This window comes from Pseudomonas arsenicoxydans (genome assembly GCF_900103875.1).
GTDB classification, from domain to species: domain Bacteria; phylum Pseudomonadota; class Gammaproteobacteria; order Pseudomonadales; family Pseudomonadaceae; genus Aquipseudomonas; species Aquipseudomonas arsenicoxydans.
In genome coordinates this window covers 5,699,312-5,717,445 of record NZ_LT629705.1, presented here as the reverse complement: position 1 = coordinate 5,717,445, position 18,134 = coordinate 5,699,312, and the positions used below count along the sequence as shown (strand labels likewise).

Annotated in this window: 18 protein-coding genes; all 18 read left to right on the top strand. The window is 52.8% G+C overall.

Annotated elements, in window-relative coordinates:
* Positions 1-82: 82 nt before the first annotated feature.
* The 18 genes from serC to BLQ41_RS26645 all read left to right on the top strand — a co-directional run bounded on the left by serC (position 83) and on the right by BLQ41_RS26645 (position 18,129).
* A complete protein-coding gene (serC, locus tag BLQ41_RS26730; protein ID WP_090186590.1) occupies positions 83-1,168 on the top strand; it encodes a 3-phosphoserine/phosphohydroxythreonine transaminase in 1,086 nt (361 codons plus the stop codon).
* A complete protein-coding gene (gene pheA, locus BLQ41_RS26725; protein ID WP_007899727.1) occupies positions 1,168-2,262 on the top strand; it encodes a prephenate dehydratase in 1,095 nt (364 codons plus the stop codon). The genes serC and pheA overlap by 1 nt, the downstream gene beginning before the upstream one ends.
* A 10-nt stretch (positions 2,263-2,272) precedes the next feature.
* Positions 2,273-3,385, top strand: coding sequence for a histidinol-phosphate transaminase (hisC, locus tag BLQ41_RS26720; RefSeq protein WP_090186588.1), 1,113 nt, complete (start codon positions 2,273-2,275; stop codon positions 3,383-3,385).
* Positions 3,386-3,413: 28 nt separating this feature from the next.
* Positions 3,414-5,621, top strand: a complete 2,208-nt coding sequence (locus BLQ41_RS26715) for a bifunctional prephenate dehydrogenase/3-phosphoshikimate 1-carboxyvinyltransferase (RefSeq protein WP_231997132.1) — start codon at positions 3,414-3,416, stop codon at positions 5,619-5,621.
* The gene (gene cmk / locus BLQ41_RS26710; protein ID WP_090186583.1) at positions 5,618-6,307 is read left to right on the top strand and encodes a (d)CMP kinase; all 690 of its coding nucleotides are present in this window, start codon (positions 5,618-5,620) and stop codon (positions 6,305-6,307) included. Before BLQ41_RS26715 ends, cmk begins: the two co-directional genes overlap by 4 nt.
* 120 nt (positions 6,308-6,427) lie before the next feature.
* Positions 6,428-8,116 carry a 30S ribosomal protein S1 gene (rpsA, locus tag BLQ41_RS26705; RefSeq protein WP_090186580.1) on the top strand — a complete coding sequence of 563 codons (1,689 nt, stop codon included), beginning with the start codon at positions 6,428-6,430 and terminating at the stop codon, positions 8,114-8,116.
* A gap of 219 nt (positions 8,117-8,335) precedes the next feature.
* Positions 8,336-8,614, top strand: a complete 279-nt coding sequence (locus BLQ41_RS26700) for a hypothetical protein (protein ID WP_090186578.1) — start codon at positions 8,336-8,338, stop codon at positions 8,612-8,614.
* A gap of 145 nt (positions 8,615-8,759) precedes the next feature.
* Positions 8,760-9,056, top strand: a complete 297-nt coding sequence (gene ihfB, locus BLQ41_RS26695) for an integration host factor subunit beta (RefSeq protein WP_003369729.1) — start codon at positions 8,760-8,762, stop codon at positions 9,054-9,056.
* A gap of 27 nt (positions 9,057-9,083) precedes the next feature.
* The gene (locus tag BLQ41_RS26690) at positions 9,084-9,323 is read left to right on the top strand and encodes a LapA family protein (protein WP_090186575.1); all 240 of its coding nucleotides are present in this window, start codon (positions 9,084-9,086) and stop codon (positions 9,321-9,323) included.
* Between the two features lie 228 nt (positions 9,324-9,551).
* Positions 9,552-10,628, top strand: coding sequence for a dTDP-glucose 4,6-dehydratase (rfbB, locus tag BLQ41_RS26685; protein ID WP_090186571.1), 1,077 nt, complete (start codon positions 9,552-9,554; stop codon positions 10,626-10,628).
* On the top strand, positions 10,625-11,518 hold the full coding sequence (rfbD, locus tag BLQ41_RS26680) for a dTDP-4-dehydrorhamnose reductase (RefSeq protein WP_090186568.1): 894 nt from the start codon (positions 10,625-10,627) through the stop codon (positions 11,516-11,518). Before rfbB ends, rfbD begins: the two co-directional genes overlap by 4 nt.
* Positions 11,515-12,414 carry a glucose-1-phosphate thymidylyltransferase RfbA gene (gene rfbA, locus BLQ41_RS26675; RefSeq protein ID WP_090186566.1) on the top strand — a complete coding sequence of 300 codons (900 nt, stop codon included), beginning with the start codon at positions 11,515-11,517 and terminating at the stop codon, positions 12,412-12,414. The genes rfbD and rfbA overlap by 4 nt, the downstream gene beginning before the upstream one ends.
* Before the next feature lie 109 nt (positions 12,415-12,523).
* The gene (locus tag BLQ41_RS26670) at positions 12,524-13,312 is read left to right on the top strand and encodes an ABC transporter permease (protein ID WP_090186563.1); all 789 of its coding nucleotides are present in this window, start codon (positions 12,524-12,526) and stop codon (positions 13,310-13,312) included.
* A 5-nt stretch (positions 13,313-13,317) separates the two neighbouring features.
* Positions 13,318-14,064, top strand: coding sequence for an ABC transporter ATP-binding protein (locus BLQ41_RS26665; RefSeq protein ID WP_090186561.1), 747 nt, complete (start codon positions 13,318-13,320; stop codon positions 14,062-14,064).
* The gene (locus BLQ41_RS26660; protein WP_090186558.1) at positions 14,057-15,586 is read left to right on the top strand and encodes a glycosyltransferase family 61 protein; all 1,530 of its coding nucleotides are present in this window, start codon (positions 14,057-14,059) and stop codon (positions 15,584-15,586) included. The genes BLQ41_RS26665 and BLQ41_RS26660 overlap by 8 nt, the downstream gene beginning before the upstream one ends.
* Positions 15,587-15,618: 32 nt before the next feature.
* On the top strand, positions 15,619-16,041 hold the full coding sequence (locus BLQ41_RS26655; protein ID WP_090188855.1) for a sugar 3,4-ketoisomerase: 423 nt from the start codon (positions 15,619-15,621) through the stop codon (positions 16,039-16,041).
* Between the two features lie 439 nt (positions 16,042-16,480).
* Positions 16,481-17,002 carry a GNAT family N-acetyltransferase gene (locus tag BLQ41_RS26650; protein ID WP_197678904.1) on the top strand — a complete coding sequence of 174 codons (522 nt, stop codon included), beginning with the start codon at positions 16,481-16,483 and terminating at the stop codon, positions 17,000-17,002.
* On the top strand, positions 16,999-18,129 hold the full coding sequence (locus tag BLQ41_RS26645; RefSeq protein WP_090186553.1) for a DegT/DnrJ/EryC1/StrS family aminotransferase: 1,131 nt from the start codon (positions 16,999-17,001) through the stop codon (positions 18,127-18,129). Before BLQ41_RS26650 ends, BLQ41_RS26645 begins: the two co-directional genes overlap by 4 nt.
* Positions 18,130-18,134: the final 5 nt, after the last annotated feature.

The window sequence follows — 18,134 nt, the reverse complement described above, 5'->3', positions numbered from 1 at the left end:
CGTTTCACTCGACAGCTCCTACAGAGTTTCAGAGTTTTCAGATTTATTGCGTGATTACCACCAAATCAGAGCGAGATTGGATGTGAGCAAGAGAGCCTATAACTTCTGTGCCGGTCCTGCGGCACTTCCCGAAGCTGTCCTGCAGCGCGCCCAGGGTGAACTCCTTGATTGGCACGGCAAGGGCCTCTCGGTCATGGAAATGAGCCATCGCAGTGATGAGTTCGTGTCCATCGCCACCAAGGCCGAGCAGGATCTGCGTGATCTGCTGAATATCCCTTCGAACTATAAAGTGCTGTTTCTGCAAGGTGGCGCCAGCCAGCAATTTGCCCAGATTCCGCTGAACCTGTTGCCGGAAAACGGCACTGCCGACTATATCGACACCGGCATCTGGTCACAGAAAGCCATCGAAGAAGCTTCGCGCTACGGCCGCGTCAACGTTGCCGCTACCGCCAAGCCTTACGACTATTTTGCTATCCCGGGCCAGAATGAATGGAGCCTGTCGAAGGATGCGGCCTACGTTCACTACGCGCCGAACGAAACCATCGGCGGTCTGGAATTCAGCTGGGTCCCGGAAACCGGTGATGTTCCTCTGGTCGCCGACATGTCCTCGGACATTCTTTCGCGTCCAGTCGATGTTTCGCGCTTCGGCATGATCTACGCCGGTGCCCAGAAAAACATCGGCCCGAGCGGCATCGTCGTCAACATCGTTCGCGAAGACCTGCTGGGGCATGCCCGTTCCATTTGCCCGACCATGCTCAACTACAAGGTCGCGGCCGACAACGGCTCGATGTACAACACCCCGCCGACTCTGGCTTGGTACTTGTCTGGCCTGGTATTCGAGTGGCTGAAAGAGCAGGGCGGTGTTGAAGCAATCGGCAAGCTCAATGAAGTGAAACAGCGCACGCTGTACGACTTCATCGACGCCAGCGGCTTGTACAGCAACCCGATCAACAAGTCGGATCGCTCGTGGATGAACGTGCCGTTCCGTCTGGCTGACGACCGTCTTGACAAGCCATTCCTGGCTGGTGCCGACGAGCGTGGCTTGTTGAACCTCAAGGGTCACCGCTCCGTGGGCGGCATGCGCGCCTCCATCTATAACGCCGTCGACATCGTTGCGGTCAACGCACTGATTTCGTACATGGCAGAGTTCGAGAAGGAACACGGCTAATGTCTGAGCAAGAACTCAAGGCACTGCGCCTGCGCATTGATGCCCTGGACGAGAAAGTCCTGGAGCTGATCAGTGAGCGCGCACGCTGCGCCCAGGAAGTTGCGCGAGTAAAGATGGCCTCGCTGGCCGAAGGCGAAGTGCCGGTGTTCTATCGTCCTGAGCGTGAAGCCCAGGTGCTCAAGCGCGTGATGGAACGCAATCAGGGCCCGCTGGGTAATGAAGAGATGGCGCGGTTGTTTCGCGAAATCATGTCCTCGTGCCTGGCGCTCGAGCAGCCGCTGAAAGTGGCTTACCTCGGCCCTGAAGGCACCTTCACCCAGGCGGCGGCCATGAAGCATTTTGGCCACGCCGTGATCAGCAAGCCGATGGCCGCGATCGACGAAGTGTTCCGTGAAGTGGCGGCCGGTGCGGTGAACTTTGGCGTGGTCCCGGTGGAGAACTCCACCGAAGGCGCGGTCAACCACACCCTCGACAGTTTCCTCGAACACGACATGGTCATCTGTGGCGAAGTCGAGTTGCGGATTCACCATCACTTGCTGGTGGGTGAAAATACCAAGACCGACAGCATCAGCCGCATCTATTCCCACGCCCAGTCCCTGGCCCAGTGCCGCAAGTGGCTGGACGCCCATTACCCGAATGTCGAGCGCGTGGCGGTGTCGAGCAATGCCGAAGCGGCCAAGCGGGTCAAGGGTGAGTGGAACTCGGCGGCGATTGCCGGCGACATGGCCGCAGGCTTGTACGGGCTGACCCGTCTGGCCGAGAAAATCGAGGATCGCCCGGACAACTCCACGCGATTCCTGATGATCGGCAGCCAGGAAGTGCCGCCGACGGGCGATGACAAGACGTCGATCATCGTCTCCATGAGCAACAAGCCCGGCGCGCTTCACGAGTTGCTGGTGCCGTTCCACGACAATGGTATCGACCTGACGCGGATCGAAACCCGCCCGTCGCGCAGCGGCAAATGGACCTACGTATTCTTCATCGACTTCGTCGGCCACCATCGCGACCCGCTGGTCAAAGGTGTGCTGGAAAAGATCAGTCAGGAAGCAGTGGCACTCAAAGTGCTGGGTTCCTACCCGAAAGCAGTTCTCTAAGGGGTAGCAAATGAGTGGTGACTTCCTCGCTCTGGCACAGCCGGGCGTGCAACAACTTTCGCCGTACGTCCCGGGCAAGCCCGTGGACGAACTGGCGCGTGAGCTGGATCTCGATCCGGCCAGCATCGTCAAACTGGCCAGCAACGAAAACCCGCTGGGCGCCAGTCCAAAGGCTTTGGCGGCGATTCGTGACGCACTGGCCGAGCTGACCCGTTATCCGGACGGCAACGGTTTTGCGCTCAAGACCTTGCTGGCTGAGCAGTGCCGTGTCGAGCTCAATCAGGTGACGCTGGGCAATGGTTCCAACGACATCCTCGAGCTGGTTGCCCGCGCCTATCTGGCGCCGGGTCTGAACGCGGTGTTCAGCGAGCACGCGTTCGCGGTCTACCCGATCGTGACCCAGGCCGTGGGTGCGGAGGCCAAAGTGATTCCGGCCAAGGACTGGGGTCATGACCTGTCGGCCATGCTGGCGGCGATCGATGCCAATACCCGCGTGGTCTTTATCGCCAACCCGAACAACCCAACCGGGACCTGGTTCGATGCCGAGGCGCTGGACGAATTCCTCCAGGATGTACCGGCACACGTGCTGGTGGTGCTGGACGAGGCCTACATCGAATATGCCGAAGGCAGCGATTTGCCGGACGGCCTGGATTATCTGGCGGCTTATCCGAACCTGTTGGTCTCGCGCACGTTCTCCAAGGCTTACGGCCTGGCGGCGCTGCGGGTGGGTTATGGTTTGTCCACCGCTGTGGTCGCGGATGTGCTGAACCGTGTGCGTCAGCCGTTCAACGTCAACAGCCTGGCCCTGGCTGCTGCGTGCGCTGCCTTGCAAGACACCGATTACCTGGCCGAAAGCCGTCGTCTGAACGAATCCGGCATGCAGCAGCTTGAAGCGGGTTTTCGCCTGTTGGGGCTGAGCTGGATTGCGTCCAAGGGCAACTTCATTTGCGTCGATGTCGGTCGTGTTGCAGCGCCAGTGTTTCAGGGCCTGCTGCGCGAAGGCGTGATTGTGCGTCCTGTGGCCAATTACGGCTTGCCGAACCACCTGCGTATCACCATCGGTTTGCCGGCTGAAAACAGTCGCTTCCTTGAGGCGCTGACCAAGGTTCTGGCTCGTGGGTGATGTCACTGCTCTGCAATCTGCTGAACCTATGATCGGTCGCCTGGTGGTGGTCGGTCTGGGGTTGATTGGCGGTTCGTTTGCCAAGGGCCTGCGTGAAAGTGGCCTGTGCCGTGAAGTGGTCGGGGTCGATCTCGACCCGCAGTCACGCAAGCTGGCGGTTGAGTTGGGCGTGGTGGATCGCTGCGAAGACGACCTGGCCGTTGCGTGCCAGGGCGCTGACGTGATTCAGCTAGCCGTGCCGATCTTGGCGATGGAGAAAATGCTTGGCCGACTGGCTGGCATGGACCTTGGGCAAGCGATTCTGACCGACGTCGGCAGCGCCAAAGGCAACGTCGTTCGGGCGGCCACCGAGGCGTTTGGCGGCATGCCCGCGCGTTTCGTGCCTGGGCATCCGATTGCCGGTTCCGAGCAGAGCGGGGTGGAAGCTTCCAACTCGGATCTGTTTCGTCGCCATAAAGTGATTCTGACGCCGCTGGATCAAACCGATCCGGGCGCGCTGGCCGTGGTCGACCGTTTGTGGCGCGAATTGGGCGCCGACGTCGAGCACATGCAGGTCGAGCGTCATGACGAAGTGTTGGCGGCAACCAGCCATTTGCCGCACTTGCTGGCGTTCGGTTTGGTCGATTCACTGGCCAAACGCAATGAAAATCTTGAGATCTTCCGTTACGCTGCCGGCGGTTTCCGTGATTTCACAAGAATCGCGGGAAGCGACCCGGTCATGTGGCACGACATCTTCCTCGCCAACCGCGAAGCTGTCCTGCGCACACTCGATACATTTCGCAGCGACCTCGACGCCTTGCGCGACGCGGTCGATGCAGGGGATGGGCACCAATTGTTGGGCGTATTCACTCGCGCCCGGGTTGCCCGCGAACATTTCAGTAAAATCCTGGCCCGCCGGGCTTATGTGGACGCTATGAACTCCAACGACCTGATTTTCCTGGCACAACCTGGTGGCCGCCTGACTGGGCGGATTCGTGTACCGGGCGATAAATCGATTTCCCACCGTTCGATCATGCTGGGCTCCCTGGCCGAAGGCGTCACCGAAGTCGAAGGCTTCCTCGAGGGCGAAGACGCCCTGGCGACCCTGCAGGCTTTCCGTGACATGGGCGTCGTGATCGAAGGTCCGCACCACGGTCGCGTGACGATTCACGGCGTCGGCCTGCACGGCCTGAAGCCTGCGCCTGGCCCGATCTATCTGGGCAACTCCGGCACTTCGATGCGTCTGCTGTCCGGCCTGCTGGCTGCGCAGAGCTTCGACAGCACCCTGACCGGTGATGCCTCGCTGTCCAAGCGTCCGATGAATCGCGTGGCCAATCCGCTGCGTGAAATGGGCGCTGTGATCGAGACCGCCGCTGATGGTCGTCCACCGATGACCATCCGTGGTGGCAATAAGCTCAAAGGCCTGGCTTACACCATGCCGATGGCCAGCGCGCAGGTTAAATCCTGCCTGCTGTTGGCGGGTCTGTACGCCGAAGGCAAGACCACCGTCACTGAGCCGGCTCCGACGCGCGACCACACCGAGCGCATGCTGCGTGGTTTCGGCTATCCGGTCACCGTCAACGGCGCGACTGCGTCGGTTGAGTCCGGCCACAAGCTGACCGCGACCCATATTGAAGTGCCAGGTGATATCTCGTCGTCGGCGTTCTTCCTGGTGGCGGCGTCGATCGCTGAAGGTTCGGAGCTGGTGCTTGAGCACGTCGGCATCAACCCGACCCGTACTGGCGTGATCGATATTCTGCGCCTGATGGGCGCTGACATCACCCTGGAAAACCAGCGTGAAGTCGGCGGTGAACCCGTGGCGGATTTGCGCGTACGGGCAGCTAAACTCAAAGGTATAGAGATTCCGGAAGCGCTGGTGCCACTGGCCATCGACGAATTCCCGGTGCTGTTCGTGGCGGCGGCCTGTGCTGAAGGGCGCACCGTTCTGCGTGGTGCCGAAGAATTGCGCGTCAAGGAATCGGATCGTATTCAGGTCATGGCCGATGGCTTGCTGGCCTTGGGCGTGAAATGCGAACCGACCCCGGACGGCATCATCATCGACGGCGGCCAGATCGGCGGCGGCGAAGTTCACGGTCACGGCGACCACCGGATTGCCATGGCTTTCAGTGTGGCATCGCTGCGCGCCACTGCGCCGATCCGTATTCATGATTGCGCCAACGTTGCGACGTCGTTCCCGAACTTCCTCGCGCTGTGCACGCAGGTCGGTATTCGTGTAGCACAAGAGGCACAGTCGTGATCATCAAGCCACCGGTCATCACCATCGACGGACCCAGCGGTTCGGGCAAGGGCACGATTGCCGGGATTCTGGCCAAGCGTCTGGGCTGGTGCCTGCTGGATTCCGGTGCGTTGTACCGTTTGCTGGCATTCGCGGCACGCAACCACGGTGTTGATCTGACCAATGAAGAGTCGCTGAAACTGCTGGCCGCTCATCTGGACGTGCAGTTCGTCGGAGCGACTGAAGGGCATCCGCAGCGGATCATTCTTGAAGGTGACGATGTCACTGACGATTTGCGCAATGAGCAGGTGGGGGCCTGGGCTTCCCAGGTCGCCGCGTTGCCGGCCGTTCGCGACGCTTTGCTTCAGCGTCAACGGGCGTTTCAGGAACCTCCGGGATTGGTCGCCGATGGTCGCGACATGGGCACGGTGGTTTTCCCGGATGCGCCACTGAAGATATTCCTCACTGCCAGTGCCGAGGAGCGTGCGCGCCGTCGATACTTGCAGTTGAAGGGCAAAGTCGATGGTGTTAGTCTGTCGAGTCTGCTAGATGAGATACGTGTTCGCGATGAGCGTGACACCCAGCGAGCGGTAGCCCCGCTCAAGCCGGCGGCTGACGCCATACAGCTGGATTCCACGGAATTATCCATCGAGCAGGTGCTGGAACGCATCATGAGTGAGATCGCCATTCGCGATATCGCCGGGTGACCAAGAAGCTTTGCAGGGGACCAGTCATAGTCTTGCAAGGCTTCTTTAAATGAACATAACCCACGTCGTCTGGGATGTGGAGATGGGCGTATCCTTCGCCCTTATTCAACAGGAATTAAAATGAGCGAAAGCTTTGCGGAACTCTTTGAAGAAAGCCTAAAAACCCTGAACCTTCAGGCAGGCTCCATCATCACCGGTGTTATCGTTGATATCGATTACCAAGCTCGCTGGGTAACCGTTCACGCTGGCCTGAAGTCTGAAGCACTCATCCCGCTTGAGCAGTTCTACAACGATGCTGGCGAACTGACTATCAACGTCGGTGACGAAGTTCACGTTGCTCTGGACTCGGTTGAAGACGGCTTTGGTGAAACCAAGCTGTCCCGTGAAAAAGCCAAGCGCGCTGAATGCTGGATTGTTCTGGAAGCAGCCTTCGCAGCCGAAGAAGTGGTCAAGGGCGTTATCAACGGTAAGGTTAAAGGCGGCTTCACTGTCGACGTTAACGGCATCCGTGCGTTCCTGCCAGGTTCTCTGGTTGACGTCCGTCCTGTGCGCGACACCACGCACCTGGAAGGCAAAGAGCTGGAATTCAAGGTCATCAAACTCGACCAGAAACGCAACAACGTTGTCGTTTCCCGTCGTAGCGTCCTCGAAGCCGAGAACTCCGCTGAGCGTGAAGCTCTGCTGGAATCCCTGCAGGAAGGCCAACAAGTCAAAGGTATCGTCAAGAACCTCACCGATTACGGCGCATTCGTCGATCTGGGTGGCGTCGATGGCCTGCTGCACATTACCGACATGGCTTGGAAGCGTATCAAGCATCCTTCCGAAATCGTCAACGTTGGCGACGAGATCGATGTAAAGGTTCTGAAGTACGATCGCGAACGCAATCGTGTTTCCCTGGGCCTCAAGCAACTGGGCGAAGATCCATGGGTTGCTATCAAAGCCCGTTACCCAGAAGGCACTCGTGTTACCGCTCGCGTAACCAACCTGACCGACTACGGCTGCTTCGCTGAGCTGGAAGAAGGCGTTGAAGGCCTGGTACACGTTTCCGAAATGGACTGGACCAACAAGAACATCCACCCTTCGAAAGTCGTACAAGTCGGCGACGAAGTGGAAGTTATGGTTCTGGACATCGACGAAGAGCGTCGTCGTATCTCCTTGGGCATCAAGCAGTGCAAATCTAACCCATGGGAAGATTTCTCTGGCCAGTTCAACAAGGGCGATAAAATCTCCGGCACCATCAAGTCGATCACCGATTTCGGTATCTTCATTGGTCTGGATGGCGGCATCGACGGTCTGGTTCACCTGTCCGACATCTCCTGGAACGAAGTGGGCGAAGAAGCCGTTCGCCGCTTCAAGAAGGGCGACGAGCTGGACACCGTTATCCTGTCGGTTGACCCAGAGCGCGAGCGCATCTCCCTGGGTATCAAGCAGCTGGAAAGCGATCCGTTCTCCGAATACGTTCAAGAGAACGATAAAGGCGCCATCGTTAAAGGCATCGTGAAAGAAGTTGACGCTAAAGGCGCCATCATCACTCTGGCCGACGATATCGAAGCGACTCTGAAAGCCTCCGAAATCAGCCGTGACCGCGTTGAAGACGCGCGCAACGTTCTGAAAGAAGGCCAGGAAGTAGAAGCCAAGATCATCAGCGTTGATCGTAAGAGCCGCGTAATTCAGCTGTCGATCAAATCGAAAGACGATGCTGAAGAGAAAGAAGCAATCCAGAGCCTGAAAACTGGTTCGGATAGTGAAGTTCCAGCTGACACCACCATGGCGGCACTGCTGCGCCAGGCAATGGCTAAACAGAACTAAGTTCTGTCGGACCATTGAAAAAGGGCGACTTCGGTCGCCCTTTTTTGTGCCCGGAATTTGACGGATTTGCCTGGCATGGCTAACCCATGTGGGGAAGGTGTGAAACCAATAAGGTCAACAAGTTGTCCGATTCTTTAATCGGATCAATCGTTTATTAACAGCTAACCTTTAGTCTGTAGAGAACGACAGTCGGGCGGGCCGTCCGGCGTAAGGAAGTGAATGAACAAGCTCATTGTCGCAATCGCGTTACTGACATTGGCGGGCTGTGCCGCAAATGCCAAGACTCACGTTGTGCGCGGGGTCAGTGGCATCGAGATTGATTGTTCGGGGTTGGGATCAGGGTGGGAGAAATGTATCAAGCGCGCGAACAAGGAGTGTAAGGCGTCAGGGTATAAGGTTGTCGCGCGGTCTGATGATGTCAAGGATGAAGATGAATTCCCCTTTGGCTTCAATCCTGCCGGCTATCTGACGCGCACCATGCTGGTTATTTGTAGATGAGCGGTGTGGTTGGTGTTTTGAAGCCTTGGTGTCGGGTGCTCCAGCGCTGGCAAATATATGTCGAAACCCGGGCTGTTCAAATTCATCCGGGCGTGCTAAAACCTTTGAAGCGCTGATCTAGCTGCTTGAAAAAGAAGGGAAAAATATGACGAAGTCGGAGTTGATCGAACGAATTGTCACCCATCAAGGGCTGCTCTCATCTAAAGATGTGGAGCTGGCCATCAAGACCATGCTCGAGCAAATGTCCCAATGTCTGGCCACGGGTGATCGTATCGAAATCCGTGGGTTTGGCAGCTTCTCCCTGCACTACCGCGCGCCGCGCGTAGGCCGTAATCCGAAAACCGGTCAGTCGGTTAGTCTGGATGGCAAATTCGTTCCGCATTTCAAGCCTGGTAAAGAGCTGCGCGATCGTGTGAACGAGGATGAGGAGGAGGGGCTTTGACGGCTGTCGTAATTCAAGGAGCCGCTCATGCGTAATGTAAAGCGCGTACTGCTTGCCATATTGGTTTTGTTGCTGGTTGTAGCGACTCTTGCATTTGTTCTTGAGAATCAGCAATCGGTATCCTTGCTGTTTCTAGGGTGGGAAGGGCCGCGGTTGCCGGTATCGCTGGTCATGGTTCTTTCGTTGCTGATCGGCATGGTGATCGGACCAATTCTTGGTTGGTTCCTAGGACGTACGTCCAGGGCGTCGCGCAAGCGTTTGGTCTGACTGCGATATCGCATGAGACACGTCGAATTTGCGTCACAGCTTGTCTATATCCATTAGTAAAACCTTCATTTAGCTGTAAAATGCTGCGGTTGTCCGATAGTGGCATATTCCCACGTCGGTTCAGACTGACTCTGTCAGAAGCCTCAGCGAACTTGATGGCTTTTGCATTCATGGATTCGACAGTGCTCGGTTGGCGGCCCTGTCAGCAACTCAAGGGTATAGGCTCGCGTGAAAATTCTAGTTACCGGCGGCGCCGGGTTTATCGGCTCGGCAGTTATCCGTCATATTATTTCGAACACCTCTGACGCTGTCGTTAACGTCGATAAGCTGACTTATGCTGGCAATCTTGAGTCGTTGGCCGAAGTCAGCGAAAACCCGCGCTACGCATTCGAGCGTGTCGATATCTGCGATCGTGATCAAATCGACCGTGTCCTGCGTGAACACCAACCGGATGCCATTATGCACCTGGCCGCAGAGTCCCACGTTGATCGCTCGATCTCCGGACCGTCTGAATTCATCCAAACCAACATTATTGGCACTTACACCCTGCTTGAAGCTGCGCGCCACTACTGGGCAGCGCTGGATGACGCGCGTAAAGCCAGCTTCCGCTTCCACCACATTTCGACTGACGAAGTTTACGGAGACCTTGAAGGTCCGGAAGACCTCTTTACCGAAACAACGCCATATCAGCCAAGTTCGCCTTACTCCGCGAGCAAGGCCAGTTCCGATCACTTGGTTCGAGCCTGGAGCCGTACTTATGGCTTGCCGACCCTGGTCACCAACTGCTCGAACAACTATGGCCCATGCCACTTCCCTGAGAAGTTGATCCCGCTGATCATTCTCAATGCACTGGAAGGCAAGCCGCTGCCGGTCTACGGCAAGGGGAATCAGGTCCGTGACTGGCTATACGTCGAAGACCACGCTCGTGCGCTTTACAAAGTCGTGACCGAAGGCGTTATCGGCGAGACGTACAACATCGGTGGCCATAACGAAAAGCAAAATATCGAAGTCGTGAACACCTTGTGTGCGCTGCTCGACGAATTGCGTCCGGATTCCGCATACCGGCCACATGCCAGCCTTATTACATACGTTCAGGATCGTCCAGGTCACGACCAGCGTTACGCCATCGACGCCAGCAAAATCCAGCGGGAGCTGGGTTGGTCGCCGGAAGAGACCTTCGATACGGGCATCCGTAAGACTGTCGAGTGGTATCTCAGCAATACTGAGTGGGTTGCTCACGTGAAGAGCGGCAGCTATCAACAGTGGATTGACCAGAACTACAGCGATCGTTCGAGCAAGGCATGAAGATCCTCCTGCTTGGAAAAAACGGCCAGGTCGGATGGGAGTTGCAGCGCTCCCTTGCGCCACTCGGTGAGTTGATCGCACTTGACCGGCATGCTGAAGAAGGGCTGTGCGGAGACCTGCTGAACCTTGAAGGGCTACGTGCGACGATTCGTCGAGTCAAACCCGATGTTATCGTTAATGCGGCGGCATACAACGCCGTCGACAACGCCGAGTCTGAGCCTGAATTGGCCAGTGCTGTAAATGCAATGGCAGTTCAAGTTATGGCTGAGGAAGCCAAGATGATGGACGCCTGGCTGATTCACTATTCGTCTGACTACGTTTTAGGCGGCCAAGGGCAGACTCCGTGGCGAGAAGCGGATCTCGCTTGCCCGCTAAATCTCTATGGCAAAAGTAAACTGGCAGGTGAACAGGTAATACAAGCCTCAGATTGTAACCACCTGATCTTTCGCACTAGCTGGATTTACGGAGCGCGTGGCCATAACTTTGCGAAAACGATATTGCGCCTGGCAAAAGAGAGAGAAGCCATTAGCGTCATTGCAGACCAGATCGGTGCACCAACCGGAAGCGATCTTATTGCGGACGTGACAGCATTTGCGCTTCAGCAAGCCCTGCGGCGCCCTGAGTTGTCAGGGTTGTATCACCTGGCCGCCAGCGGTGAAGTGTCTTGGTATGGTTATGCGAGTCATGTGATCGATGTTGCTAGGGCTCATGATGAACGGCTTGCCGTAAAGTTGATCAATCCAATTGAGACCAGCGCATATCCAGCCGCAGCCCGCCGTCCTCTGAACTCACGTTTAAATACTCAAAAACTACGTGACAACTTTTCTCTACACCTGCCGGACTGGCGAAGTGGTGTAACCCGAATGCTTAGGGAAGTTTTAAACAAATGATTACGACCAATCGTAAAGGCATCATCCTCGCAGGTGGCTCCGGAACTCGCCTTCACCCTGCAACGCTGGCGATATCCAAGCAGCTTTTGCCTGTTTTCGACAAACCGATGATTTACTACCCGCTAAGTGTCCTGATGCTTGCAGGAATACGAGATATTCTTATTATTTCGACGCCTCAAGACACTCCTCGATTCGAGCAGTTGCTGGGGGACGGCAAACGCTGGGGTATCAATCTGGAATACGCCGTTCAGGACTCGCCCGATGGCCTTGCCCAAGCATTTGTTATTGGTGAAGAATTCCTTGCGGGTGGGTCTTGTGCGTTAGTCTTGGGCGATAACATTTTCCATGGTCACGATTTCCACAACCTCCTCAAGAATGCGATGTGCCGCACTGAGGGGGCAAGTGTATTTGCTTATCATGTCAACGACCCGGAGCGGTATGGTGTAGTCGAATTTGACAATAAGGGAAAGGTGATCAGCCTCGAAGAAAAGCCATCGGTGCCTAAGTCGAGCTATGCGGTAACCGGTTTGTATTTCTATGATTCGCAAGTTGTAGAACTTGCCAAGTCGTTAAAACCGTCCGCCCGGGGTGAGCTCGAAATCACTGACTTGAATAGACTCTATCTGGAAAAAGGCCAGTTAGATGTTGAAATCATGGGCAGGGGGTATGCTTGGCTAGATACCGGAACGCACGAATCGCTACTTGATGCAGGCCAATTTATTGCGACGATGGAAAGCCGCCAAGGCTTGAAAGTCGCATGCCCTGAAGAAATTTCATTCCGCCAGGGATGGATTAATGATGAGCAGTTGGAGGCGCTCGCGACGCCATTAGCAAAAAATGGATATGGTAAGTACCTCCTGGCCATTCTGAAAGAAATAAAGAGCACACGAGCTTAATGAAGCCCCGTCAGAATGAGTGTTAAAAAGGGCGTGTTCTGCTAGTTATAAGGGAAAAAATGAAACTATATTATAGTTTGGATGTTGATAGGGTCTCTGAGGTGGTCGGGTGATTAATAAGGCATTTAGGCAGCTTTTCGAGCTGTATAGTAGCCGCGCCGTACTATGGCAGTTAGTTCGTCAACATTTGATCCTGCGGTATCGTAGGACTGCTCTGGGCTATCTTTGGACATTGATTAATCCGCTGATGATGATGACCGTCACGGCGGTGGTATTTTCGACTTTGTTCAAGGCAGACCTGAAGACTTATGCCGTGTTCTTGTTTGCAGGGATGATTCCCTGGAATTGCTTCAGTGGCATAGTGACGCAATCGGGGGCCGCGTTCATCAATAACGAAAGCTTGATAAAAAAGATATATCTACCCAAGCTTATCTTTCCGTTGAGTGTTGCTCTCGGAGTTTTGATAGATAGTTGTCTTTCCTTTGTTGCTCTGTTTTTGATAATTTTTGCAATCGGTGGGCACCTGACATGGGCGCTTCTGTCTATTCCGTTCGCCTATATACTGCTGTTTGTGTTTGCGCTAGGTATTGCTCTATTTATCTCAATTGCGACAGTTTTTTTTCGGGACCTGCAACATATCATTTTGATTGCAATGCAAGCCTGGTTTTTCCTGACGCCAATCATGTACAAAAATGACGCTCTGATGGGGAAGGTGGCTTGGTTAGTTAGCTTTAATCCGGTCGTTCCGTTTGTGGATATGTTTCGAGCTCCCTTGACTCAAGGCGTCTTGCCAAACTCTACAACGGTTATGATTTGCATGGCTCTGGCAGCAGGCAGTCTTTTTCTCGGGTTTGTATTTTTTCTCCTTAAAGAGAAAAAAATTATCTTTAGGCTGTAAATAAAATGTCGAATATCTCAATTGTCGATTTATCAATTAAGTTTCGTATTTATCACGATTCGACGCCATCATTTAAAGACTATTTTACCGGCATATTCAAGAAGAAGAGCAAGTCGGCATATTCGGATTTTCTCGCGGTGAATAATGTTTCCTTTAATTTGAATGCAGGCGACCGCGTCGGGATTGTCGGGCACAATGGCGCGGGAAAAAGTACGTTATTGAAAGCGTTGTGTCGAATATATGAGCCGTCAGAGGGCGCGATAAAAGTATCGGGACGTATCGCGCCGTTGTTGGAAATTGGTGCGGGCTTTCACCCGGAGTTTACAGGGCGAGAAAACATCTACCTGAATGGTTCGATTCTGGGTTATACCAAAGCTCAATTGGCCGAGATTGAGCCGGAAGTGATCGCGTTCGCCGAACTTGAAGATTTTATTGATACACCGGTTAAATACTATTCTACAGGTATGTATATGCGCCTGGCATTTTCGCTAGCAACAGCTGTACACCCTGAAGTGCTAGTGCTGGACGAGATTTTTGCAGGTGGCGATGCGGCCTTTATGGAAAAGGCCAAGGCGAGAATGCATTCGATGATCGCTAAGGCAGACATTATGATTATGGTTTCTCACGATCATAATTTGGTTAAGTCGTTATGTAATCGCGTCATCTGGATGGATCACGGAAAGAAGGTTGCTGATGGTGATCCTGCGGAAATTATAGAAATGTACCTCAAGGGGGCACCTACTCATGGATGAACTAAGTAATGATGAGTTAAAAAAGCAGTTAGCGCTTCTTGAGACAAAAGTAGAGCGGCACGAAGAGCAACTGCGCTCGTTGAGCATATTACTTAACGCGCAGGGTCGCATCTTTGAAGTTTCCAGATGGACGCCAGCATCTAGAGGATCAGATACAAAAGTTGAGGCGGTTGAAACGACAGTTGAAAGGCTCGATTTCAATCCGGAGAAACCTCATAACAGGGTTGAACGATTAAGAAACACGGCAGTCGGCAAGTTTTATTTAAAGCATCTTAAACAGAATGTTTTTGTTCGTTGGGTTGTGCTGTGGATTTGGCGGAACGGATACCCAATTTATGCGAATGTTCGCGCGCATATGTCAGGTAGCAAAAATCAGAGATGGCGAGAACTCACCAGTCATAAAAATTATGTAGCATCGCATGATTTGAGTCCACTGGTGCTTGTGACGGCGGAGCGAGTCGAAACACCTGCGCCACGAGTTCTTCCCGCGGAAGATCAAGACTATTTAGTCTCGCCGCATACGTCGTATGTATATCCGGCAATTTATGTTTTTTCCGTTGATAATGCAATTGTATACGGCGGGTCAAACTTCGTATTGGTCGACAATAAAATACTGCATCACGATCTTTATGATTTTAATCGAGATTATACCAGTGAAGAACTGCACGGCCGGTTGGTTTTCGATCGCGCGCTCAGCAGAGGACGTTGGTTATCACACGATGCAGCACCGGAAGTCATCGAGGTGGCTGCTTCATTTCTTGATTCCTGTGCATCCAACTACGCGCACTGGATGACTGAAGTATTACCTCGCGTCGCTGTTTTTTGTGCGAATGAGGCTTATAAGGATGTTCCGATTCTTATAAATGATGGGTTGCATCGGAACTTGATGGAGTCGCTACGAGTTATCACAGGGAGCGAGCGTAAAATTCTGGCAATACCAACAGGTAAAGCTGTTGCTGTCGTCCAGTTGTACGTCACATCGGTAGCAGGTTATGTGCCATTCGAGCGCCGTAATACAGCGTTGGAGGGGCATTCGCATGGTCAGTTTAGCCCTTCTGCATTTGATCTGCTCAAATCGAGTGCTGAAAGTCAGGCTGGTGAGTCGGATGGCAACTGGCCAGAAAAAATTATTCTCAGGAGAAGAACAGGAGCCCGGCTGGTCAGCAATTTTGTGGATCTGGAGTCGGCGCTTGTTCCCAAAGGGTTTAAAGTTGTAGAAGCGGAAAGCCTTACGTTTATTGAGCAAGTCGCTCTATTTAGCCGTGCTAAAATAATTATTGGATCGTCGGGGGCGGCGTTGGCAAGCCTGGTGTTCGCTCCAAAAGACGCAAAAATATTCATTCTGATAAGCAAGTTTCCTGACACCAGTTACTGGTATTGGCAAAATATGGCATGCTCCTCCGGGAAGCAAATAAATTATGTATTGGGAGCGGCAGATTCCACTGGAAAGGGTATCCATGCCGATTTCAGTATTGATTTGAAAGACTTTTTAGGTGTGCTTGAAACTGATGCGAATGTGTGAATTACGTGACCCGAAAAGAGGAGGCGCTGGAAATGAATTTGGACAAGTGTGAAATATTAACCTTGCCGAGAATCAATGACCCTCGTGGGAATCTCACTTATGTCGAGGCGGGTCGCCATATTCCGTTTGATATAAAGAGGGTTTACTACCTTTATGATGTTCCAGGTGGAGCAGAGAGAGGTGGACACGCTCACAAAGCGTTGCATCAGTTGATTATCGCCATGTCAGGCTCTTTTGATATCCATATTGATGATGGGTTCGGCAAGAAAACGATTCATATGAATCGCAGTTACTCTGGCCTATATATCTGTCCGATGATCTGGCGAGAAATTGATAACTTTTCTTCAGGTGCGGTATGTATGGTTTTAGCGTCAGACTTTTATGATGAAGAAGACTATTACCGAAATTATGAAAAGTTTCTAGCTGACGCTAATCCAGGTCTCGGCATTAGTTAACATGAATATGACTAAGCCCTGATCGCAGGGCTTGGTTTTTTTATTAAGCGATAGTAGCTACTTTAGCTCCCCGTTTCGCCAGCGCAGTTTCAATTCTCGGCAACGGCTCGTCTATTATTTTCAGTATCTGTGGTTGCTCGTAGCGTGGTCATCTCTGTGCTTGAGTGGTTAGCGAACGCGTACCATTTGGGCCGCAGTGACGCAGTATATGCCGCTAGAGGTGGGCGTTATTAACGGCTGATAGTTAACCGGTCTTAAGACTTTCTGGTGTTTTTAACAGTGGCCCGCTACAATAATTTCTGTGCGGTCGCTCTCTGTGGTGCTGCTCAATCGATGACCCGGTGTATCTGATGAGCCCGATAGGTCAGGTAACCAACTAATGAGCAGTGTGTATTGGTGGTAAATTAACGCCAATTTTACATTGATGGAGAAATGCGTAGTGAATTTAGAGCATTCCACAATAGGCCTCAGGTTGGTTGAGGTGACGGACGCGGAGTTCATCCTGAGTCTGCGTTTGGATGATAGATATAATAAGTTTTTGTCAGGGGTTTCTCCAGATCTCGAATCGCAAAAAGCCTGGATTGCAAAGTATAAAGCTGATGAAGCTGACAAAAAGCAGTTTTATTTTATTATACAGAGGCTTGACGGCACACCATGCGGAACCGTTCGAATCTACGATATTCGCTCTGATTCGTTCTGTTGGGGGAGCTGGATTCTCAATGAAAATAAAACACGCTTTTCGGCAATCGAAAGTGCGTTTTTAGTCTACAAATTCGGTTTCGAGCAGCTAGGATTCAAGAAAAGCCATTTCGATGTAATGAAAGGTAACGACAAAGTCATATCCTTTCATAAAAAAATGGGCGCTGTTCAAGTTGGTGAAGATGACGCCAACTATTATTATGAAATTACAAATGATGCAGTTAAGCATTCAGAGCAGAAACTTTCGGTGATTTTTAAATGACAACTATTCCATTTCTTGATTTGGCTTCTGTAAACAGGACGTTACGTAGTGAATTGATTGAAGCTACGACTCGGGTAATTGATTCCGGGTGGTACATCGGCGGGCAAGAACTGGAAAAGTTTGAGGCTGACTTCGCTAGTTACTGCGAGGTTAAGCATTGCATTGGTGTTGCTAACGGGCTCGATGCCCTTATCCTGACGTTGCGCGCGTGGAAAGAACTCGGCAAGTTGAAGGATGGTGACGAAGTTATCGTGCCAGCAAATACATACATCGCCAGTGTGTTAGCTATTACCGAAAATAATCTCACGCCTGTGTTTGTAGAGCCGGACAGTAAGACGTTCAACCTTTGCCCTGAAAATGTTAGGGCGTCGCTGACCGACAAAACGCGCGTGCTCATGTGCGTTCACTTGTATGGTCAACTCGCAGATATGCCGAATCTGATGACTATTGCGAAGGAACATGATCTGCTGGTGCTGGAAGACTCCGCCCAATCCCATGGCGCCAGTATCGATGGCAAACGCGCCGGTAACTGGGGTGATGCCTCAGGGTTCAGTTTCTACCCTGGCAAGAACCTCGGCGCATTGGGTGACGCAGGGGCTATCACTACTAATGATTCTGAATTAAATAATACCCTTCGCGCTATTCGTAACTATGGCTCACATGAGAAATATAAAAGTTTGTATCAGGGTGTCAACAGTCGACTGGACGAAATCCAGGCAGCAATGCTCAGCGTTAAGTTGAAATACCTTGATCAGACCGTTGCCCATCGTAGAGAAATTGCGAGTATCTATACGAAAGGCATTGATAATAACTTTATCGTCCTGCCGGTCAGCAAAGATTCAGACGTGATTAATATGCATCAACATGTCTGGCATTTGTATGTTGTGAGAACCGAACATCGCGAACAGCTACAAGCTCACCTGTCGAAACTTGGGATTCAAACGCTGATTCACTACCCTATTCCGCCACATAAACAGCAAGCCTATTCGCAGTTTAGCACATTGGATTTACCTATTACTGAACAAATTCACAATGAGGTTCTTAGCTTGCCAATGGGGCCAACCCTGAGCCTAGAGCAAGCTGAGGAAGTAGTTCGCGCGTGTAATTCATTTAAGTTGGCCAACTAATTTTA